This is a genomic window from Pseudomonas sp. PICF141 (assembly GCF_002286815.1).
GTDB lineage: Bacteria > Pseudomonadota > Gammaproteobacteria > Pseudomonadales > Pseudomonadaceae > Aquipseudomonas.
In genome coordinates, this window is the sequence record NZ_MUNM01000050.1 from 48625 (window position 1) to 70526 (window position 21902).

A 21902-nucleotide genomic window follows, 5' to 3' on the forward strand; every position below is an offset into this window, starting at 1 on the left:
GGCTTGCCCGCGATGCTTTTAGAGGGCGAAAGGCAGCGGTGTGTGGACCTTCTGCCGTTGTGCCAGGCGCAACTGAAATTCCATCGGATCGTGAATCAACACGTCCTGCCCGGCAAACGACTCCGCGGCGATCAACCGCGACAACCAGAACCGTACGCACGCCACGCGCAGCATGGTCGGCCATAGCTCGGCTTCGGCTGCGGTAAACGGTCTTAGCGCAGCATAAGCGCCCAGCAATGCCCGCGCCCGAGCGCCATCAAGCTGCCCTTGCTCGTCCGAACACCAATCGTTCAGGGCAATCGCCACGTCATAGAGCATCGGCCCGGAACAGGCATTGTAGAAGTCGATCAACCCGGTCAGGTGAGTGCCTTCGAACATCGCGTTATCACGGAACAGGTCCGCGTGGATGTTAGCCCGCGGCAGCGCCAGAATTTTCGTCTTCTGCAGTGTGATTTCATCCAGTGCCCGTTGCAGCAAATCGCTTTGCTCGGCATTCAGGTGCGAAAGCAACTGCGTGCCCTCTTCCAGCATCCAGTCCAGGCCGCGATCGGTTTTGCGTTTGATCATGTTGGCCTGGGTCGCCAGGTGCAGATGCGCCAGCAGCTCACCGACCTGAGCGCAATGCTGGGCGTTGGCATCCTTGATGTGCTTGCCCGCCAGACGGGGCTGCAACAGCGCGGGTTTACCGGCGAGTTCGCGCAAGGCGACGCCGTCGGTGGTGCGCAGGGCATAAGGCACCGGCAGGTTGGCGTCGTGCAGTACATCGAGCAACTCGATGAAAAACGGCATCTCCTGCACCGGGCCGCGCTCGACCAGGGTCAAGACAAACTCGCCCTGCTCCAGGCTGATAAAGAAATTGGTGTTTTCGCTACCGGCGGCAATCCCCTGGAAATCAAGCAGGCGGCCGAGCCCGTAAGGGGCGAGAAAAGTTTCCAGCTCGGGCCGAGCCAGGGGGGTGAACACAGACATGGTTAAAACTGCCAGTACGGGCGCCGCGACTGCCGGCGCCGATTGAAGTTAGGAGCGGTTTACCACTCGAATATTTTCCACGACGGAATCAGCATATCCGGCTGATCCGAGCGGATGAAGTTACCGTCGGAGCCATCAGCGCGCACCAGGAAATACGGTTTGCCGACTTTCGGGGTCACCTTGATGGCATACAAAAAACCGTTTTGCCGATACTCCTGAATGGTTTTATCGCCTTCCGTGCGAATGGTTACATCCGGGTCTGCCGAAGGCGCATCGTCCGCCGCCATGACAGCCAATGGAGTGATTGCAAACAAGCCAGCCAGCAACAAGCGATTTAGTGTGCGCATGATAACCTTGTCCCTTTGTCGTCAACGGTCCCGCTATTCTAGCGCCGGACCCGCCGAAAAGGTTGATCCTGCTCATGAGCCAAGCCCCCCTCGTCCTGGTGGACGGTTCTTCTTATCTATACCGCGCCTTTCATGCGCTGCCACCGCTGACCACGTCCAAAGGCCTGCCGACCGGTGCGGTCAAAGGCGTCTTGAACATGCTCAAGAGTCTGCGCAAGCAGTACCCGGACAGCCCGTTCGCCGTGGTGTTCGACGCCAAGGGCGGGACGTTCCGCGACGCGATGTTCGCCGAGTACAAAGCCAATCGCCCAAGCATGCCTGATGACATGCGGGTCCAGATCGAGCCCTTGCACGCCAGCGTCAAGGCCTTGGGCTTTCCATTGCTGTGCGTGGACAACGTCGAAGCGGACGATGTGATCGGCACCCTGGCCCGCAGCAGTGCAGCGGCTGACCGTCCGGTGATTATCTCCACGGGCGACAAGGACATGGCGCAGTTGGTCGACGGCCACATTACCTTGGTCAATACGATGACCGGTAGCACACTGGACGTTGAGGGCGTGAAGGAGAAATTCGGCGTCGCTCCCGAGCAGATCATCGATTATCTGGCGCTGATGGGCGATTCGTCCGACAACATTCCAGGCGTTCCGGGTATTGGCCCGAAAACCGCTTCCGGCCTGCTGGTCGGCGTGAACGGTGGTCTGACCGAGCTCTATGCGCAGCTCGACATCGTCCCGACCCTGCCGATTCGTGGCGCCAAGACGCTGCCGGCCAAGCTTGAAGAACATAAGGAAATGGCCTTTCTTTCTTATCGCTTGGCCACCATCAAGATCGACGTACCGCTGGACTTCGGCCTCGATGACCTGCATATGGGGCCACCGGATCACGACAAACTCGCCGAGCTGTATTCCCTGCTGGAATTCAAGAGCTGGTTCGAAGAGAACCAGCGCGACGCCAAGCGCGCAGGCCAGGACATTGTCGAGGTCGCCCAGGAACAGCCGGGTGCCGCCGAAGCGAAGTACGAAACCATCCTTGACCAGAAGCACTTCGAGGCCTGGCTGGACAAGCTCGACAAGGCGCCGTTGATTGCCTTCGTCACCGAAACCAACGGCAGCGATGCCCAGCATGCACAATTGGTGGGCCTGTCGTTTTCCGTCGCAGCCAACGAAGCGGCCTACATTCCGCTGACCCATTCCTACATGGGCGTGCCGGAGCAACTGGATCGCGACACCGTACTGTTGGCGTTGAAGCCGCTGCTGGAAAACCCGAATAAGCTGAAAGTCGGCCAACACGCCAAGTTCGAAACCAACATTCTCGCCAACTGCGCCATCGGTGGCGATCAAAGCAACGGGATTATTGTCCAGGGCATTGCCTACGACACCATGCTCGAGTCTTACGTTCTCGACTCGACGGCCACCCGCCACGACATGGACAGCCTGGCGCTCAAGTACCTGGGCCAAAGCAAGAGCGACATTCAAGGGATCGCGGGCAAAGGCGTCAAACAGCTGACTTTCGACCAGATCTCTCTTGAATTGGCAGGCCCCTATGCTGCCGAAGATGCCGACGTCACCTTCCGTTTGCACCTGGCATTGCAGGAAAAACTGGCGGCAACGCCAAGCCTGGGCAAAGTGCTCAATGAGATTGAAATGCCGCTGATGCCGGTTCTGGCTCGAATCGAACGCCAGGGCGCGCTCGTGGATGCTAACCTGCTGGGCGTCCAGAGCGTCGAGCTGGGCGAGAAACTGGTCGCCCTTGAGCGTGAAGCGTTCGCCATCGCCGGTGAAGAATTCAACCTCGGTTCGCCCAAACAATTGGGTGTGATCCTCTACGAAAAGCTCGGTTTGCCTGTGCTCAGCAAAACCGCCAAAGGCCAGGCCTCGACTGCCGAAGCGGTGCTGGCCGAGCTGGCCGAACAGGACTACCCGCTGCCCAAGGTGCTGATGCAGTACCGCTCGCTGAGCAAGCTCAAAAGCACCTACACCGACCGTTTGCCAGAGCAGATCAACACTCGCACCGGGCGCATTCATACGTCTTACCAGCAAGCCGTTGCCGCCACCGGACGTTTGTCATCGATCGATCCGAACTTGCAGAACATTCCGATTCGCACCGCCGAAGGTCGCCGCATTCGTCAGGCGTTCGTCGCCCCGAAAGGCTACAAGCTGCTGGCCGCGGACTATTCGCAAATCGAACTGCGGATCATGGCGCATCTGGCCAAGGACGAAGGCTTGCTGCATGCCTTCCGCAACAACCTCGATGTACACCGCGCCACGGCCGCAGAGGTGTTTGGCGTCGAACTGGACGCCGTCACCAACGATCAACGTCGTAGCGCGAAAGCCATCAACTTCGGCCTGATCTACGGCATGAGCGCGTTTGGCCTGGCCAAGCAGATCGGCGTTGACCGCAAACAATCCCAAGCCTACATCGACCGTTACTTCGCCCGTTATCCCGGCGTGCTGCAATACATGGAGCGCACTCGTACCCAGGCCGCGGAGCAAGGTTTCGTCGAAACCATCTTCGGTCGTCGTCTGTACCTGCCGGAAATCAATTCGAAAAACCAGGCCTTGCGCAAAGCAGCCGAACGCACGGCAATCAACGCCCCGATGCAAGGCACCGCGGCGGACATCATCAAGAAAGCCATGGTAGCGGTGGACCAGTGGCTGATATCGTCAGGCCTGGACGCCAAAGTCATCTTGCAGGTGCACGATGAACTGGTGCTTGAGGTGCGTGAGGACCTGATCGACCAGGTGCGCGAGGACATTCGCCTGCACATGAGCAACGCCGCCCAACTGGATGTGCCGCTTTTGGTGGAGGTGGGCGTAGGCAATAACTGGGATGAGGCGCACTGAGTTGCCTGCAACGATGTCACTGCTGCGGCCTTATGCCGCAGCACAAAATAACCAAGGGCTTTAGTGCGGAAAATGATCTCGATTATTTCCAATGGTTTTTGAAAATAGTCTGAACTAAATCCGTGAACCGCCACTCAGAGATACTGAATGGCTGGTGAAGCCCTTCGATGCTCCTATGTTGTGTTAAGTGTTGGCAGATATCTGGACCCCGCCCTAGCGGTCCGGAACTTGAACCCCGGAACTTCTCCCTCCCCATATGAAGTCCGGGGTTTTTTTTGCCTGGCTTTTCATCTCGACAGCCTTACTCGGCAGCCTCGCTGCCCTTGTCCGCCAATTCCATCCAGCCCGCCAGTACAGTGTAGGCGTCTTCCAGCCCCATGCGTTTGGGTGCCGAAAACAGCTGGATTGTGATCGTATCGCCCCAGCCCTTACGGATTTGCGCCTGAACCTTGAGCAGCGCATTTTTCGCCGCGCCGTAGGTCAGCTTGTCTGCCTTGGTCAGCAAAATATGCATCGGCATGCCGCTGGCGACAGCCCAATCGAGCATCAGCAGGTCGAAATCGGTCATTGGATGACGGATGTCCATCATCAGAATCAACCCTTTCAAACTTTCGCGACCGCCCAGATAGGCTTCCAGGTGACGCTGCCAGTGCTGCTTCAACGGGATCGGCACTTTCGCGTAACCGTAACCCGGCAGGTCGACCAGACGGCGTTCATCGTCTAGCTTGAAGAAGTTCAACAGCTGCGTGCGACCCGGCGTTTTCGAGGTCCGCGCCAGGCTAGCGTGTGTCAGGGTGTTCAATGCGCTGGACTTGCCGGCGTTGGAACGCCCGGCGAAGGCCACTTCAAAGCCTTCGTCGTCGGGGCATTGATCGACTTTGGCGGCGCTGAGCATGAAGGTGGACTGTTGGCACAGACCGAGGATGGGGTTCTTGAGTTGCATGGGATTTCCGATGTGGGCGGCGCCGGGAATGGACGCGGCAAGCAGTGTCGTTTCCGTTTCAGTGACGCCAGTATATAATGCCGCAGATTTTGTGTGCGCTTTGTCCCAGCGTAGGATGAAGTTCACGAGAGCGATTAACCTTGATTGCGCATTAGAACGCAGCACGCTCTCAACCCTGAAAAGGTCGTTTTATGACGAAATGGCTGCTAGCTGCCGGTGTCTTGATGCCGCTTTACAGCGCTCAGGCTACACAGGATCCGGAAGCTGTGTACAACCGTGTTTGTGGTGCCTGTCATTCCGGCCAACTACCCATGGCGCCCCGCAAGGGCGATCAGGAAGCTTGGACGCCGAGGTTGGCGAAAGGTATGGAGACGCTGGTGCAACACGTGACCCAGGGTTTCAAGGCGATGCCGCCGCGTGGTTTGTGCATGGACTGCAGTGCCGAGGATTACCGAGCCATCATCCACTGGATGAGCGAGTAAGCCCGGCCCATAACTCTTCAACCCTTAGCCGTAGTTGGATTAGCTGATGAACAAACTGATCGTGAGTCTGCTGTTGACCGTGGGGATCTCCGGCATTGCCCATGCTGCTGGTGATGCTGCCGCCGGCCAGGCGAAAGCCGCCGTATGCGGTGCTTGCCACGGCCCGGATGGCAATAGCATGGCGCCTAACTTTCCGAAACTGGCAGGCCAGGGCGAGCGTTACCTGAACAAACAGCTGCACGACATCAAGTCCGGCAAGCGCACAGTGCTGGAAATGACCGGCCTGCTGACCAACCTGAGCGATCAGGACCTGGCCGATATCTCCGCCTACTTCGCCAGCCAGAAAGGCAGCATCGGTGCCGCCGATCCGAAACTCGTGGCGCGCGGTGAAGCGTTGTTCCGAGGCGGCAACCTGGACAAGGGCCTGCCAGCCTGCACCGGCTGCCATTCTCCGGACGGCAAGGGCAACGCGGCTGCGGGCTTCCCGCATCTGGGTGGGCAGCATGCTCAGTACGTCGTCAAGCAACTGACTGATTTCCGCAAGGAAGAAGGCGGCCGCACCAACGACGGCGATACCAAACCGATGCAGAGCATCGCTAAAAAGCTGAGCGACGAAGAAATCGCGGCAGTCTCCAGCTATATTCAAGGCTTGCACTAAGGCCTGTGATGGAGCGTTGTGAGAGGTACAGGCCTCTTGCAACGTTAACACTCGATTAATCCGTCGATGCAAACATAAAAAGGGTGGCTTAGGCCGCCCTTTTTTGTGGCCGCTGCCGTTACACTACAAACTCAAGCCCGCCAGGATCTGTCTGAAAACAGGTTGCGCGAGGCGACCCAATTGTCCAGGAGTAAAGCATGCGTAATCTGATCATCAGCGCCGCGCTCGTCGCTGCCAGCCTGTTCGGCATGACCGCCCAAGCCGCCGAAAAACCTGTAGCGCCCTATGTCGAATTGAGCAACCCGGTCCCGGTGGCCGTGCCTGGCAAGATCGAAGTCGTGGAGCTGTTCTGGTATGGCTGTCCGCATTGCTATGACTTCGAACCCGTTATTAACCCATGGGTTGAAAAACTGCCTGCCGATGTGAACTTCGTACGCATTCCGGCCATGTTTGGCGGCCCTTGGGACGCACACGGCCAGATGTTCCTGACACTTGAAGCCATGGGCGTCGAAAGCAAGGTTCACGCAGCAGTTTTTGAAGCGATTCAGAAAGAACGCAAAAAACTGACCGACAAAGAAGACATGGCCGACTTCCTGGCGACCCAAGGTGTAGACAAGGACAAGTTCCTGGCCACCTTCGATTCCTTCGCCATCAAGGGCCAGATCAACAAAGCCAAAGAACTTGCAAAGAAATATGAAATCTCTGGCGTGCCGACCATGGTCGTCAACGGCAAGTACCGCTTTGACATCGGCTCTGCCGGCGGTGCCGAACAAGCGCTGCAACTGGCCGACCAACTGGTCGCCAAAGAGCGAGCGGCAACCAAGGCTGTCGCCAACTAAGCGCGGCACCTGCCATGCGCCGCTGGGGAACTGAACGCATCGTTGGCCTGCATGATCCGCAGGTCAATGAGCATCACCTGGAATCGACGGGGTTGCCCGTGGACAGCCGTCTGCGTCTGCTCAGTTTCAATATCCAGGTCGGTATCAGTACCGAGCGCTATCGGCACTATCTGACCCGAGGCTGGCAGCATCTGTTGCCGCACAATGGGCGCGCCGACAATCTGCAGAAAATCGGCAATCTGCTGGGCGACTTCGATCTGGTCGCCTTGCAGGAAGCCGATGGCGGCAGCCTGCGATCAGGCTACGTCAATCAGGTCGAACACCTGGCGCAGCTCGGCGCCTTCCCCTACTGGTATCAACAACTCAATCGCAACCTCGGTCATCTCGGCCAGCACAGCAATGGCGTGCTCAGCCGCCTGCGCCCGTGGGCGATTGAAGATCATCCGCTGCCGGGGCCCAAGGGTCGCGGGGCCATTCTGGTGCGCTTCGGCGAAGGTCCGGAGGCGCTCGTGGTGGTGATGATGCATCTGGCGCTGGGCGCTCGAGCCCGCAGCCTGCAACTGGCCTACATCCGTGAGTTGATTGGCGGTTATAAACACCAGGTGCTGATGGGTGACATGAATACCCATGCCAGCGACTTGCTGCAAAATTCCCCGTTACGTGATCTGGGCCTGCTCGCGCCGCAACTGGAAGCGACCTTTCCCAGCTGGCGCCCGCAACGTTGCCTGGACCATATTCTGCTCAGCCCTACCCTGACCCTTGAAAAGGTCGAAGTGCTGGCACAGCCCATTTCCGATCACCTGCCGGTCGCGGTAGAGATTCGTCTGCCGGGTTCGCTCACGGCCGATGCATTGCCCGCGTTGAGTCCTGCCTGAATGAGCGATGAAGCACAGCGCTGGAAAGAGAAATACCTCAAAAGCATCGAACAACAAGAAAAACTGGAACGTCGATGGGACGCCCGGCTTGATCTGCTGCGTCGTGGGCTGGTGCGCAGCACCCTTGCCGCAGAAGGTACCGATCGCGCCGTTGATCAATGCATGAAGGAAATGCGTGAGGTCGTACGCACCGATGACATGGACGCCGGCCTGGCTGCCCTGCTGCCGCGCCTGGAAAAAGCCGTGCTCGACTCCGAGCAGCGCCGGGAAACCCGGGCCAATCAAGTCAGCGCCGCCCTGACAGCACTGGTCTCGCAGTTGCAAGCGTTACCGCTGCCCCGGGAAGTGAGCCGGCCACTGAAGCATTTCGCCAAGCAGCTGGATGGACGGGTAAGCCAGGCTCGCGAAATCCCGTTGCTGCTTAGCGAGCTGAGTGGCCTGCAAGGCAAAGCCTTGAACCTGCTGGAAAACCCTGCCGAACCTGATCGCCCGGGTTTTCTGCAACGGTTGTTCAGTCGGGAAACGGAAGAGACCGCACCACCGCTCATCCTCCCCGAATCGCCAATACCCGCTCCGAAACTCGTCGAAGCGGGTGCAGCCTCGCCGATCAAGCCCCCACAAACGACGGTTCATCTCGCGCCAGCCGCCGATAAACCAAAAGGGGTATTGCCAACCGTCGAAGCCACGACATCCGCCGCTGCGCTCACCGAGCCAGCACAAATTGAGGCGCCAGCAGCCATGGCACCTGCGGCTGAAGTCGTCGCATTCGAGCCGCCGGTCCTTGAGCCGCAAACCACGAGCAGCCCGGTCCCGCAGCTACAACCCCGAGCCGATCTCGAGCAACCACAAGAGCCGGTTCCGGCGATCGCCCTGCCGGCCACTCAGATTCTGTCGGCAGGCAATCCCGATGAGCTCTGTGCGGTGCCCATCGATCCAGAGCCGTCCGCGCACGATATTTTGTATGCCCTGCCGGACTCGCCGGAGCCGTCCTATAGCTCTGTTGCCAAACATATCGAAGACACCCTGCTGGGTCTTCTCGATGACCTGGCGCTGCCTGAGCGCCATCGCCCGCAAGCCGAGGCAATGCGCGATCGTCTTCAAAATGGCTTGAACTGGTACGAATTGCTACCCATCCTCGATGACCTGGCTACCTTGATGCTGGCAATCACCGACAGCGGCCAGCACGAATTCGAAGCCTATCTGAAGCAACTCAACGAACGCCTCGAGTCATTCCAGAGCAACCTGCAAGCCGCGAGTGAAGGCCACGCCGACAACCGCTCGGCCGCGCGGGATATGGACACGCAGATTCGTGAGCAAGTCGATGGCTTGCAAAGCAGCATGCAGGAAGCGGCGGACCTCGATGATCTCAAGCATGTGCTGGAAAACCATCTCGAAGGCCTGCTCGGCACCATGGACCAACACCAGAAGCAACGCGATGAGCGTGAGCAGGAAGTCGCGGCCCGCCTGCAAAGCCTGGCCGAAAGGGTTGCCCACATGGAGCAGGAAGCCCTGGGTTACCGTGAGCATCTTGAAGAACAGCGTCAGAAGGCGCTGATCGATCCATTGACGGGTCTACCGAATCGAGCAGCCTGGAGCGAACGCCTGGAGCATGAAATCGGTCAATGGCAACAACAGGGCAATACGTTGTTGCTGGCAATGCTCGACCTCGACCACTTCAAACGCATCAACGATAACTATGGTCATCTGGCGGGCGACAAGGTACTGAAAATCATCGCCAACGTGCTGCGCAAGCGTCTGCGTGGCACTGATTTCATTGCCCGGTTTGGCGGTGAGGAGTTTGTGCTATTGATGCCCGCCACACTGCCTATGGTCGGCGCGAAACTGCTGGAAACCTTGCGCGCATCGATCGAAGCCTGCCCGTTCCACTTCAAGGGGGAGCGAGTCACCATCACTATTTCCATGGGGCTGACCGCCTTCAGACCGGGCGAACATAGCGATCTGGTACTTAAAAGAGCCGATCAGGCGCTGTATAGGGCGAAAAACAATGGCCGGAATCGAGTTGAAGCGGGCTGATAGCTAATTGTTCCATTTTGTTTAAAACAGTATTTTTTGCGATCTGCGCGCAAGGCAATACCGTTACACTGTTGCATTATTGTCTTGTGTGTACTGCCCCCCACCATGAAATTTCTTGCCCTTATTACTTCGCTGCTTCTATTGGCTGGTTGTGCCAGCGGCCCCCGAATCGATACCAGCCACCGTTCAGCCAATTACGATAATCGTATTCAGTTCGTGGTGATGCATTACACCTCCGCATCCCTGGAAACTTCGCTTCAATTGCTGACCCAGGGCGAGGTCAGCAGTCATTACCTGATTGGCGACGACAAACGCGCCACTATTTATAAGCTGATAGATGAAAATTTCCGCGCCTGGCACGCAGGCGAAAGCGAATGGCAAGGCCGGACCTGGCTGAACTCCAGTTCCATTGGTATCGAGATCGTCAATCAGGGCTTTGAGGACACCCCGAACGGGCGTCTTTGGTATCCCTACAGCGAAGCCCAGATCCAATCGATGATTTTCCTGCTCAAAGACATCAGCAAGCGCCAAGGCATCAACCCCCGCCATATCATTGGCCATAGTGACATCGCCCCGATGCGCAAACTCGACCCCGGCCCTCTGTTTCCCTGGAAGCGCCTGGCTGCCGAAGGCCTGGGAATATGGCCGAACGAGCAGGCTGTGGCGCGGCAGCAAGCGCAGTTCACCGTGCAATTACCCAGCATCAGCTGGTTCCAGGCACAGCTTGCCCGCGTAGGCTATGCCACGCCGCAAACCGGCGAACTGGATGTCGCGACACGCAATGTGCTGGCGGCCTTCCAGCTGCATTTTCGCCCTTCCCGTTTCGACGGCACACCGGACGCCCAGACCGCGGCGATTCTTCAGGTGTTGAATCAGACAAAATAATGACGCCCGCCCGACGGTCAGCGCTTTTTCCAAATCAGCAGCTATAACTCATTGGTAATTCTTCGGATATTCCATGATGCCTGCTGCTCGGGAGAGACTGCATAGCTGGTTCTATCGCCCCTGGTTTTTGGCGATGCTGGCTACTGCCTTGAGCGCAACACTTTTAACGGTCGGCAGTTTGTTCGTGGCGATGCATCAGGTCGAGCAAAACGAAAGCCGGGAAATGAATGCCCAGGGAGAACGCTTTCTGGTCCGGCTGGAGCAGCTGTTCGGGCAATTGCGCGAAAGCCTCGATGACCTGGAAGCCCAACCGCTGCGAGGTTGCGATGACGAAATGATCGCCACCCTGCAGCAGGTCAGCTTCAATTACCGCTTCGTTTATGAAGCCGTTTATATGGACACTTCGCGAACCTGCTCCAACCGCCCCCGCCAGGAAGGGGTATCGCTGATCCGGCCGCCGGACATCAAGGGCCCCACTTACAGCTATTGGCTGAACACCACCACCGAACCCGATGAGAACCGCGCCGCACTGATGCTTGGTCGTGGCAATTTCCGGGTTGCAACGTCGCGCGGGCATTTGACCGATATGGTCGATCTGTCTGCGGGCAGCAGCCTGTTGGTGGTGCTCGACCACGGCACCCGGGCCATTCCGGTGCTCGGTGTCGCGCAGCCTTGGCCCCCTGCGGAGCCCTGGCCCCCGAAAAGCCCCCATGCGCTGCAAGTCACCCCTACCCGCCTGATTTACCGAATGCCCACTAACACCCGCGAATACCAGCTGGTACTGATCACCCCACGTACCGCAATGCATGTACCGGCGGTATGGTGGTGGCTACTGCCGGCCAGCCTGGCGCTGAGCGCCTGCGTAGGCATTCTGGTGTTTTTGCTGGTACGCCAGCGTCAATCGCTGGATGCCGAACTGCAAGGCGCCATGCGGCGAGGTGAGTTACAGGTTCTGTATCAACCGATCTTCGACCTCGACAGCCGCAACTGCGTCGGCGCTGAAGCCCTGCTGCGCTGGCGCAGGCCGGACGGCACGCTGACCAGTCCCGACCTGTTCATTCCGATGGCGGAGAATACCGGCCAGATTCGTCAGATGACCGACTTCGTGTTACAGCGCCTGTTGGAACAGCTCGGGCAACTGTTGCGGTCAAATCCGCAGCTATATATCTCGGTCAACCTGGCGGCCTGCGATGTCATGGTGCCGCGTATCGGTCAGGTGATAGCGCGTCTGCTGAGCATGCACCGGGTGGCGGCCAGGCAAATTGCCTTTGAAGTGACCGAGCGTGGATTGGTGGACGTGATGGTGGCCAGGGAAAATCTGCAAGCCCTGCGGGATGTCGGGCATCAAGTGCTGATCGACGATTTTGGTACCGGTTATTGCAGCCTCGCCTACCTGCAAACCCTACCGGTGGACTGCCTGAAAATCGACAAGGCGTTTATCGACGCGCTGGGCCATGACGCCGCCAGCAGCGGCGTGGCACCGCACATCATTCGCATGGCTCAGGCCCTGCAACTCAAGGTGATTGCCGAAGGCATCGAACATGAAGCCCAAGCGGTGTTTCTGAGCAGCGAAGGAGTGAAATTCGGTCAGGGCTGGCTGTTCGCCCACGCCCTGAGCGCCGTACAGTTCATTGAACTGATTACCCGTGGCCGCCGACTGACTGCACGACGCCAGGACGACGAAGCCTGAGAGGACACCGGTTTATATTGCCAGCGCCATGTAGAACTGCGTCCCCTGCCCCGGCCGCGAATAGACACCCATCCGCCCGCCGTGCAACTGCACGATTTCCTTGCACAGCGCCAGACCCAGCCCGGCACCGCCCTTTTTGCGACCCACCTGAACGAAGGGCTCGAAGATCCGTCCCTGTTGGCCGTAGGCAATGCCTTCGCCGTTGTCCTCGACACTGATAATCATCCGTTCACCATGGCGCCGGGCCTGCAAACGTATCTGTCCGTCGTGGGAGGTATGGCGCAAGGCGTTGTCGATCAGGTTGTCGAGCACCCGTTCCAGTTGCGCCTGATCGGCTTGCAAGCGCGGCAATGGCCCCTGCACTTCCACCAGCAGCTCGATACCTTTTTCCTGCGCCGAGCGGGCAAAACGTGTCTGGGCCTGATCCAGCAAGTCTTCGATGGAACAAGGGGCCAAGGTGAGTTTTTGCAGGCCGTTCTGATAACGAGAGAAATTCAGCAAGTCATTGATCAACTGCATCAGGCGCTGCATTTCTTCGTTGACGGTGTCCAGCAGGTCAGCTTCGCGGGAGTCTGCGGCAAAATGCGTGCGTTCGCGGAACAAGCCGAATGCCATGTGCATCCCGGTAACCGGTGTGCGCAACTCATGGGAGGCGCGCAAGACGAATTCACTGCGTACCCGTTCGAAAGCACGCTGTTCGGTGACGTCATGCAACACCATCACGGCGCCGAGAATATGACCCTGGGTATGGCTGACCGGCGTCAGGCTATAGGTCAGCAATCGCGACTCGCCATCGACCTCGATGCTCAGGTCGTCCGGCGCTCGTTCCAGGGTGCCACCGCGCAATACCAGTTGCAGTTCTTCATCCAGCTCGGGACGCTCAAGCGCCGTGCCCAAACCTTGGCCGAGACGATCAGTGTTCCAGCCTAACTGACGCTGAGCCACCGGATTGAGGTGCTCGAGATGACCTTGGCGATCGATGATCAGCAAACCGTCGTCGATGCTGTCGAGCACCGCTTGCAAGCGTTGCTGGCCGGCGAGCAGTTCGTCGATATTGGTAGCCTGGTGCTCACGCAAGGCCTCGGCCATGATGCCGAAACGCCGGGTCAGTTGGTTCATCTCCACCGCCGAAGAAATCGGCAGGGTCACTTCAAAATTACCTTGGCCGATATTGTCAGCTGCTGCGGCCAAGGCCTCGATCGGAGCTCCGAACCGCCGGGCGATCGCATGAGCGGTAATGAAGCCGATGAACAGCACCGCCACCCCCACCAACCCAAGCAGGCCGGCAATTAACAGTGCTCGTTCCCGAGCCTTGCGTTCGATCTCAGCGATGTCATCCAATGTGCGTTTTTGTTCAGCGATCAAACCGTTGCGCAACGCGTTGAATTTTTCCGTGAGATCCACGTCACCATTGACGACTTGGATGGGAACACTGGAAAGATCGAAGGACTGCAGCAGGTCCTGATAATCAGCCTTGGCCTTTTTGAAACCGTATTGGCCCCCCCTCCTGGACGGTTGGCGAGCAATGCCTTCGTCGAACAGTTCAAGGGAATGCTGCTTGGATGCCTCGAACGCCGCAGCATCCGGGTGCTCGTCGAGCATGATGATCAATTGATCACCCAGGGTCTGACGCAGCTTCAATCCCAGGTCCAGCGTGATGAAGTTGTCACGGATCAGGGCTTCCTGAGTCCCTGCCATCTGCATCACGCTGACCAGCCCGAGCAAGAGCCCCAGCAGTGCCACAGTAATCAGTGCGGAAATACTCAGAAACAGCCGGGTGCGCAACGTCATCGCCAGTTTCATCGGTTACCACTCACAAGTTGTACTGCTTGCGTTTGCGGTACAGGGTCGAGGCATCGATACCCAAGGTTTTGGCCGCCTGATCCAGCGTGTCGGCAGTGGCGAGAACCGCGCCAATGTGAGCTTTCTCCAATTCATCCAGGCTCAGCGCAGCACCAATGCGCGGCGTGTGGTTGGTCGCAGTTTCGGCCATACCCAAGTGGCTGAGCTCTACCCGCTCCTGCGGACAAATAATGCTCGCGCGCTCCACCACGTTGCGCAGCTCGCGAATGTTGCCCGGCCAGCGATAGCTGAGCAGCGCTTCGCGCGCCTCGTCGCTGAAACACCGGGCTGGACGCGAGTATTCCTTGACGAAGCGCGCCAGAAAGCGATCAGCCAGGTTCAAAATATCTTCCCTGCGCTCGCGAAGCGGCGGCAGGTGCAAGGTGATGACGTTCAGACGATAGAGCAAGTCTTCACGAAAGCGACCATCGCGAACCATGTCTTCCAGATTGAGGTTCGTGGCGGCGAGGATCCGCACATCGGCGCGACGGGTCACCGGGTCGCCCACGCGCTCATATTCCTTGTCCTGAATGAAACGCAGCAATTTTGGCTGCAAGGTCAGGGGAAAATCGCCTATCTCATCGAGAAACAATGTTCCGCCGTCGGCCTGGTTGACCCGGCCCAAGGTGCTTTCGCTGGCTCCGGTGAACGCCCCGCGGCTGTGGCCGAAAAGCTCGCTGTCCATCAATTCGGCAGTCAGGGACGGGCAATTGATGGTGACGCAGGATTTCTTCTGGCGTTTGCTCCAGCCGTGAATGGCCCGCGACAGTTCGCCTTTACCGGTACCGGACTCGCCCAGAATCAGGATATTGGCATCGGTACTGGCGACCTGGCGTGCGGTTTCGAGCACCACTTTCATCGCCGGACTGTGGGAATCCAGGCCCTCCTTGGGTTTACGCACTTCACCTTCGAGGGCTTCCAGGCGCGCCGAGAGTTGCCGTACTTCCAGCTGTTTGGCAGTGGCCAGACGCAACTGATCAGGGCTGCAAGGTTTGACCAGATAGTCGGCGGCACCGGCCTGAATCGCATCCACGGCAGTGTCCACGGCCGAATGAGCAGTGACGATCACCACCCGCATCCAGGGCGCCTGGATGCGCATCTGGGCCAGCACATCCAGGCCGTTATCTTCGCCCAGACGCAAATCCAGGAAGCACAAATCAAAAACCTGGCGCTGCAACAAGGCTTCAGCCTGAGCCGCGCTGGTCGCCGTAGCCACGCTATAGCCTTCATCTTCGAGGCAATAGCGAAAGGTTCGAAGGATGGCGGACTCGTCGTCCACCAGCAGAATGCGGCCTTGATGCTCAGTGGCTGATTCCATGTTCCTACGCTCCTTTAATTGTTGAAATTGGGTTAGGCCCGGAAAATCGGGCAAGTTGCATGATTCATTGTGGCCGATTTCAGCCAAGGCAGTAGGGCTACCGACTTCATAACAAGATAACCAGCTGATTTACCTGGCTTTTTATTAATGAATCGTCCTTCGGCAATTGCCTGCGTCCCTTTCTGACATCCGCGCCCTTCCTTCAATTCCAAAAATATTGAAAGTTTTGGCGAGCCCATCGTGCATAACGCACGGTCTGGAATGGGCCATCGTGCAGGATGCGTCCAAGCCCATTTTCAAAAGCCATTTAACCCATTGATTTAAATGGGATTAATCCTGAGGAAAAGGTGGCATGCAGGCTGCAGGTACCTGGGTAATCAGGGCATTTAAATCACTGCCCGCCAACCTACCCCGAGGGAGGAACTTCAGGATGAATCGCCAAGGAGCCGCCCGATTGCGTATCTCGCCACTGCATATCCAGCAAGGTTTGCTTGCCCTGCTGGCCTTGTTGATCACCCTGATTGGCGGCCAGCAGTTCTTGCGCTGGGAACAGAGCCAGCAGCCAGAGACGCCACACCTGTCGATTCCACACGCACCCCAAACCCATTTCAGCGCGGCCAGCAGCAACCTGGCTGACAGCGACTCGATGCGAATGATGGACGTCGACCAGGCCCGGCCTGTGGATGAGACGCCTCAGGAACGTTGGGTGTTTTAAGCAAACGAACTTGGCGCGCTCAACGCGCCGGGATAAGCACCACAGGCAACACTTTTAATAGAAGCCGTAAGGAGAATCACCATGTTGAGCTGGGCAATCACATTCCTGATCATTGCCATCATCGCTGCAGTATTGGGCTTCGGTGGTATCGCGGGCACCGCCACAGGTATCGCCAAGATTCTCTTTGTCGTATTCCTGGTGATGTTCATTGCTTCCTTCTTCTTTGGCCGCCGCGGTCGAGGCTAAGCATGAGTATTTGATTGGCCGCCCTGCTGCTGGGTGCGAAGCCCATTAAAAAGAGCCGGACGGCTATTGAGTTTCGAAACACGAAAGAGGCCTCAGCGCCTTTTTCCACTGCGCTACCCGAGGACGGTAAGCGCATGACCAAGGGGCCGGGACGTTCTGACTGTTTCAGGGTCGGAGTGACCTACGGGTACAGGGAGTACCCGCGCAAGGGCCGGGTCAGGCAAGCTGCGCCGCAAGTTCGTCGAGGCCGGAGCGGCTCGACGAACCTGCGGAGAGCTTCAACGTGCAAAACGTTGATCTAGAGCATTCGGCTCATCTGTTCTTGGTGCATATTCCCCGCAAAACCGTTTCGCGGTGTTTCTTCGTGACCGTATATCGAGAAAGCTCCGACTTTCCCGATAAGAGAATTCGCAGCCAAACGTAGGCTTTTTCCTAAATTTCCGCTTATTTAAAAACCTTCGCCCTGCGCTGAAATGGCCGGCACACGGCACTTATGCCCGCCTGAATGTCGTATTCAAACCGGTTGGGACGCGGGTTTCAGTTGGAAAATCTCATGCCGATTCGGCATAGGGTAGGCGTTTACGGCATTAGACGGCGCTTCGCTGCATCGGAATAGTTGCGCCTTTTTCGCTGCCTGAGAGCTGTAATTGCTCGGTCGCGGGGACCTTATACGGGGGTCGATGCAAGATTTGTTCGCCATTGCGCGTTTCAGTTCATGCATCAGCCTGAGTCAAACGCAAGTAAGGGTAAAGATATGAAGAAGGCAAAGCTTAGCCTCGCCTGGCAGATCCTCATCGGTCTGGTTCTGGGGATAGCAATTGGTGCACTGCTCAACCATTTCAGTGCCGAAAAAGCCTGGTGGATCAGCAACGTACTGCAACCGGCAGGCGATATCTTTATCCGTCTGATCAAGATGATCGTGATCCCGATCGTGATCTCCTCGCTGATCGTCGGCATTGCTGGCGTGGGTGACGCGAAGAAACTCGGTCGCATCGGTCTGAAGACCATCATTTACTTCGAGATCGTCACCACCATCGCCATTCTGGTCGGTCTGGTGCTGGCCAACGTGGTCCACCCGGGCAGCGGCATCGACATGAGCACCCTGGGGACGGTGGATATTTCCAAGTACCAGGCCACTGCCGCCGAAGTTCAGCATGAACATGCGTTCATCCAGACCATCCTCAACCTGATCCCGTCGAACATTTTCGCGGCCATGGCCCGCGGCGAGATGCTGCCGATCATCTTCTTCTCCGTGTTGTTCGGTCTCGGTCTGTCGAGCCTGCAATCGGACCTGCGCGAGCCGCTGGTGAAGATGTTCCAGGGCGTATCGGAAAGCATGTTCAAGGTCACCCACATGATCATGAACTACGCCCCGATCGGCGTGTTCGCATTGATCGCGGTGACCGTGGCCAACTTCGGCTTCGCCTCTTTGCTGCCGCTGGCCAAACTGGTGGTTCTGGTTTACTTCGCCGTTGCCTTCTTCGCCTTCGTTGTATTGGGCCTGATCGCTCGCCTGTTCGGCTTCTCGGTGATCAAGCTGATGCGCATCTTCAAGGATGAGCTGGTGCTGGCCTACTCCACCGCCAGTTCCGAAACCGTGCTGCCGCGCGTGATCGAGAAGATGGAAGCCTACGGCGCGCCGAAAGCCATTTGCAGTTTCGTGGTGCCGACCGGCTACTCGTTCAACCTCGACGGTTCGACCCTGTACCAAAGCATCGCGGCGATTTTCATTGCCCAGCTGTACGGCATCGACCTGTCGATCAGCCAGCAATTGCTGCTGGTGCTGACGCTGATGGTCACCTCCAAAGGCATCGCCGGCGTACCGGGCGTGTCCTTCGTGGTATTGCTGGCCACCTTGGGCAGCGTCGGTATTCCATTGGAAGGCCTGGCGTTCATTGCCGGTGTCGACCGCATCATGGACATGGCCCGTACCGCGCTGAACGTGATCGGTAATGCCTTGGCCGTGCTGGTCATCGCACGTTGGGAAGGTATGTACGACGACGCCAAGGGCGAGCGCTACTGGAACTCCCTGCCGCACTGGCGCAGCAAGGAAAAGCTGCCGGTTGGCGAAGTTTCCAGCAACTAACGCATAACCCTTTGTAGGGGCATGGCTATGTGGCGAGGGGGCTTGCCCCCGTTCGAGTGCGCAGCGCTCGCAAATGCGGGTCCGCTGCGCGGCCCAACGGGGGCAAGCCCCCTCGCCACATAGCCCCCACAGGGACCACAGACAAACCCCGGAGAAATCCGGGGTTTGTCGTTTCTGGCTACCCCGCTATCATTCGCCGCATCTTCCGGGGGATTTGACTGATGCTTAATGGCCTGTGGCTTGGCTTCTTCATCGTGGCGGCCGTATCGGCGCTCGCGCAATGGCTGATCGGCGGCAACGCCGGGATCTTTGCGGCGATGGTGGAGAGCATTTTCGCCATGGCCAAATTGTCGGTCGAAGTCATGGTCCTGCTGTTCGGCACCCTCACCCTCTGGTTGGGTTTTTTGCGGATCGCGGAAAAGGCCGGAATCGTCGAATGGCTGGCCAAGGCGTTGGGGCCGCTGTTCCTGCGCCTGATGCCGGAGGTGCCGCCCGGGCATCCGGCCATCGGCCTGATCACCCTCAACTTCGCCGCCAATGGCCTGGGCCTGGACAACGCCGCCACACCGATCGGCCTCAAAGCCATGAAGGCGTTGCAGGAGCTCAACCCCAGCGACACCATCGCCAGCAACGCGCAAATCCTCTTTCTGGTGCTCAACGCTTCGTCCCTGACTCTGCTGCCGGTGACAATCTTCATGTACCGCGCCCAGCAAGGCGCGCCCGATCCAACCCTGGTGTTCCTGCCCATCCTGCTGGCCACCAGCTGTTCGACCCTGGTGGGCTTGTTGTCGGTGGCGTTCATGCAACGTCTTCGGCTGTGGGACCCGGTGGTGCTCGCCTACTTCATTCCCGGTGCCTTGGCACTCGGTGCGTTCATGGCGTTGCTGGCGACGCTCTCGGCGACCGCGCTGGCGAGCCTGTCATCGATCCTCGGCAACCTGACGCTGTTCGGGCTGATCATGCTGTTTCTGGTGATCGGCGCATTACGCAAAGTGAAGGTCTACGAGACGTTCATCGAAGGCGCCAAAGAAGGCTTCGACGTGGCCAGGAACCTGCTGCCGTATCTGGTGGCGATGCTCTGCGCCGTGGGTGTGCTGCGAGCATCCGGGGCACTGGATTTCGGTCTGGACGGGATTCGTCATCTGGTGGAATGGGCCGGTTGGGACACCCGCTTTGTCGACGCGCTGCCAACGGCCATGGTCAAACCCTTCTCCGGCAGCGCCGCTCGGGCAATGCTGATCGAAACCATGAAAACCTCCGGAGTCGACAGCTTCCCGGCGCTGGTAGCGGCGACGGTTCAGGGCAGTACCGAAACGACCTTCTATGTGTTGGCGGTGTACTTCGGCGCGGTGGGCATACAGCGCGCGCGGCATGCGGTGGGGTGTGCGTTGCTGGCGGAATTGGCGGGTGTGCTGGGGGCCATCGGGGTTTGCTACTGGTTCTTCGGTTGACCGAAAATCCTGTGGGAGCGGGCTTGCCCGCGATGGCGGTCTAACCGTTAACAGAAATGTTGAATGCTCCGGCCTCATCGCGGGCAAGCCCGCTCCCACAGGGGTTCAGCGGTGGCCTCACGGCCTCAGCGGCGGCGCAACCTTCTGACCTTGCTCCACCGTCCAAGCCACCACCTGCGCCGTCAATTGATCGCTGGCCTGACCAAAACCGGTCACCACCGCCGGCACCTTCACATCGCTCAAAGGCTGACGCACTTCAAAGCGTCGGCTGGCGAGGATTCGCTGGTCATACCCACGCACCAACAATGCATCCAGGCGCACGACCACGCTCGCCGCCGTGCCTTGGTACTCGGTCTGGAACGCTTGCAGGTTGCCGCCCAGTTCCAGGTCTGCCTGGAAATTACTGTCATCGGTGCTGAGCAACGGCACTCGACCGTCACGCTGGAAACCATCGAGCAGACGATTGCGCAACAGCACCGGTGCCGGATCGCTCCAGCGTGAAGCCTTGTAGCTGCTGATCAGATCACCCTGAGGGATTACGGCGATTTTCGGGTTGTTCAAGGCTTCGCTGGTTTGAGGCTTGGCCAGCCGCAACGACCAGCGCTGCGGCGTGCCGTGATGGGCCGATGCGTCGCGCTGTGCCGACGGCAGTCGATAGACATCGGACGGCTCGGTCTTGGGGAAAATCGAACAGGAAGCGACCAACGCAAAGCCGGCGAGGAGGGCGAGATGAGCCAGCTTCATGGTGTGAACTCCTTGTTTTTGTCGCTGCCCAGCAGGTAACCGCTGGGGTTGGCCTCAAGCCGCTGGGAAATGGTCCGCAACGAACTCAAGGTATCGCGCAGCTCACGCACCGCCGGCGCCAGGCCATTGAGGCCCTGCATGCCGCTGTTGAGGGAATCCTGATTGGCGGAGAGCAACGTGTTGATGGTCGCGCTGCTTTGTTCCAGGGACTTCATGGCTTGCTCGGCACTGCCGAACATGTGCTTGCCCTGGTCGTTGAGCAGGCCGTTGGCGTTGCGCATCAACGCGGTGGTCTGTTCCAGGGTGGCGCTGGCCTGCTTGCCAACCGAAGCCAGTTGCTGCATCGCCTGACGAATATCGCCGCGCTGATCGGCAATGGTGCCGGTGGTTTGCTCCAAGTGCTCCAGGGTGCTGCTGATACGCGCGACGTTCTGCGAGGAAAACAACTGATTGGCGTTGTGCATCAACACGTTCACGCCCGCCATCAGATCGTTGCTGTCATTCATCAACCGGGCAATGGGCGAGGGCGATGCAACGATTGTCGGCAAATTGCCGTCCTTACCCTTGAGCGTCGGACTTTGTGGCGTGCCGCCGCTGAGCTGGATGATCGAGGTCCCGGTGATCCCGGTCAGCGCCAGCTTGGCCTGAGTGTCTTCTTTGATCGGAGTCTCTCCGCCCAGGCGAATCCGCGCCAAAACCCGGCGCGGATCGTTCGGGTCCAGACGCAGCATCACCACGTCGCCGACCTTGATCCCGCTGTACTGCACGGCGCTGCCCTTGGACAGGCCGCTGACTGCCTCGTTGAAGACGATTTCGTAATCCTTGAATTCGGTATCGACGCTGGATTTGGCCAGCCACAGACCGAAGAGCAGGGAGCCTGCCACCACTATGACGGTGAACAGGCCAATCAATACGTGATGCGCTCGGGTTTCCAT

General features: G+C 58.6%; 19 protein-coding genes. 12 read left to right on the forward strand and 7 right to left on the reverse strand.

Annotated features, from left to right (window positions below; translation table 11 throughout):
• Nucleotides 1–18 precede the first annotated feature (18 nt).
• On the reverse strand, nucleotides 19–969 hold the full coding sequence (locus BZL43_RS13190) for a homoserine kinase (protein ID WP_095632716.1): 951 nt from the start codon (nucleotides 967–969) through the stop codon (nucleotides 19–21).
• Nucleotides 970–1028: 59 nt separating this feature from the next.
• Entirely contained in the window at nucleotides 1029–1316 is a 288-nt protein-coding gene (locus BZL43_RS13195; protein WP_008076254.1) for a DUF2782 domain-containing protein, read from the reverse strand.
• A gap of 74 nt (nucleotides 1317–1390) precedes the next feature.
• On the opposite strand from BZL43_RS13195, the gene polA reads away from it, so the two are divergent.
• The gene (polA, locus tag BZL43_RS13200; RefSeq protein ID WP_095632717.1) at nucleotides 1391–4159 is read left to right on the forward strand and encodes a DNA polymerase I; all 2769 of its coding nucleotides are present in this window, start codon (nucleotides 1391–1393) and stop codon (nucleotides 4157–4159) included.
• Nucleotides 4160–4460: 301 nt separating this feature from the next.
• Here polA and yihA read toward each other — a convergent pair whose 3' ends face one another.
• Nucleotides 4461–5102 carry a ribosome biogenesis GTP-binding protein YihA/YsxC gene (gene yihA, locus BZL43_RS13205; RefSeq protein ID WP_095632718.1) on the reverse strand — a complete coding sequence of 214 codons (642 nt, stop codon included), beginning with the start codon at nucleotides 5100–5102 and terminating at the stop codon, nucleotides 4461–4463.
• A gap of 191 nt (nucleotides 5103–5293) precedes the next feature.
• Between yihA and BZL43_RS13210 the strand changes: the two genes are divergently transcribed.
• The 7 genes from BZL43_RS13210 to BZL43_RS13240 all read left to right on the forward strand — a co-directional run bounded on the left by BZL43_RS13210 (nucleotide 5294) and on the right by BZL43_RS13240 (nucleotide 12565).
• Nucleotides 5294–5584 (forward strand): cytochrome c5 family protein, encoded by a 291-nt coding sequence (locus BZL43_RS13210; protein WP_038980343.1) that lies wholly within the window; start codon nucleotides 5294–5296, stop codon nucleotides 5582–5584.
• A gap of 46 nt (nucleotides 5585–5630) precedes the next feature.
• Nucleotides 5631–6242 (forward strand): cytochrome c, encoded by a 612-nt coding sequence (locus BZL43_RS13215; protein WP_095632719.1) that lies wholly within the window; start codon nucleotides 5631–5633, stop codon nucleotides 6240–6242.
• A gap of 197 nt (nucleotides 6243–6439) precedes the next feature.
• Nucleotides 6440–7081 carry a thiol:disulfide interchange protein DsbA gene (dsbA, locus tag BZL43_RS13220; RefSeq protein WP_095632720.1) on the forward strand — a complete coding sequence of 214 codons (642 nt, stop codon included), beginning with the start codon at nucleotides 6440–6442 and terminating at the stop codon, nucleotides 7079–7081.
• Nucleotides 7082–7095: 14 nt separating this feature from the next.
• Nucleotides 7096–7956, forward strand: a complete 861-nt coding sequence (locus BZL43_RS13225) for an endonuclease/exonuclease/phosphatase family protein (protein WP_095632721.1) — start codon at nucleotides 7096–7098, stop codon at nucleotides 7954–7956.
• Entirely contained in the window at nucleotides 7957–9990 is a 2034-nt protein-coding gene (locus tag BZL43_RS13230) for a GGDEF domain-containing protein (RefSeq protein ID WP_095632722.1), read from the forward strand. It begins immediately after the preceding gene.
• A gap of 105 nt (nucleotides 9991–10095) precedes the next feature.
• Complete coding sequence (locus BZL43_RS13235; RefSeq protein ID WP_095632723.1) at nucleotides 10096–10875, forward strand: N-acetylmuramoyl-L-alanine amidase; 780 nt, start codon at nucleotides 10096–10098, stop codon at nucleotides 10873–10875.
• Between the two features lie 73 nt (nucleotides 10876–10948).
• Nucleotides 10949–12565, forward strand: coding sequence for an EAL domain-containing protein (locus BZL43_RS13240; protein WP_095632724.1), 1617 nt, complete (start codon nucleotides 10949–10951; stop codon nucleotides 12563–12565).
• 12 nt (nucleotides 12566–12577) lie between these two features.
• Here BZL43_RS13240 and BZL43_RS13245 read toward each other — a convergent pair whose 3' ends face one another.
• The gene (locus BZL43_RS13245) at nucleotides 12578–14368 is read right to left on the reverse strand and encodes an ATP-binding protein (RefSeq protein WP_095632725.1); all 1791 of its coding nucleotides are present in this window, start codon (nucleotides 14366–14368) and stop codon (nucleotides 12578–12580) included.
• Between the two features lie 10 nt (nucleotides 14369–14378).
• Entirely contained in the window at nucleotides 14379–15725 is a 1347-nt protein-coding gene (algB, locus tag BZL43_RS13250) for a sigma-54-dependent response regulator transcription factor AlgB (RefSeq protein ID WP_095632726.1), read from the reverse strand.
• Between the two features lie 430 nt (nucleotides 15726–16155).
• Here algB and BZL43_RS13255 point away from each other — a divergent pair, with 430 nt between their 5' ends.
• From BZL43_RS13255 to BZL43_RS13275, 4 genes are all read left to right on the forward strand, one after another.
• Nucleotides 16156–16440: a hypothetical protein gene (locus tag BZL43_RS13255; RefSeq protein ID WP_095632727.1), complete on the forward strand. Its 285-nt coding sequence runs from the start codon at nucleotides 16156–16158 to the stop codon at nucleotides 16438–16440.
• Nucleotides 16441–16521: 81 nt separating this feature from the next.
• The gene (locus BZL43_RS13260) at nucleotides 16522–16686 is read left to right on the forward strand and encodes a DUF1328 domain-containing protein (RefSeq protein ID WP_003177151.1); all 165 of its coding nucleotides are present in this window, start codon (nucleotides 16522–16524) and stop codon (nucleotides 16684–16686) included.
• Nucleotides 16687–17440: 754 nt separating this feature from the next.
• A complete protein-coding gene (gene gltP / locus BZL43_RS13270) occupies nucleotides 17441–18772 on the forward strand; it encodes a glutamate/aspartate:proton symporter GltP (RefSeq protein WP_095632728.1) in 1332 nt (443 codons plus the stop codon).
• Between the two features lie 221 nt (nucleotides 18773–18993).
• Nucleotides 18994–20223 (forward strand): nucleoside recognition domain-containing protein, encoded by a 1230-nt coding sequence (locus tag BZL43_RS13275; protein WP_095632729.1) that lies wholly within the window; start codon nucleotides 18994–18996, stop codon nucleotides 20221–20223.
• Nucleotides 20224–20340: 117 nt separating this feature from the next.
• On the opposite strand, the gene BZL43_RS13280 is transcribed toward BZL43_RS13275, so the two are convergent.
• A complete protein-coding gene (locus BZL43_RS13280; RefSeq protein WP_095632730.1) occupies nucleotides 20341–20967 on the reverse strand; it encodes an ABC-type transport auxiliary lipoprotein family protein in 627 nt (208 codons plus the stop codon).
• Nucleotides 20964–21902 (reverse strand): MlaD family protein, encoded by a 939-nt coding sequence (locus BZL43_RS13285; RefSeq protein ID WP_095632731.1) that lies wholly within the window; start codon nucleotides 21900–21902, stop codon nucleotides 20964–20966. The genes BZL43_RS13280 and BZL43_RS13285 overlap by 4 nt, the downstream gene beginning before the upstream one ends.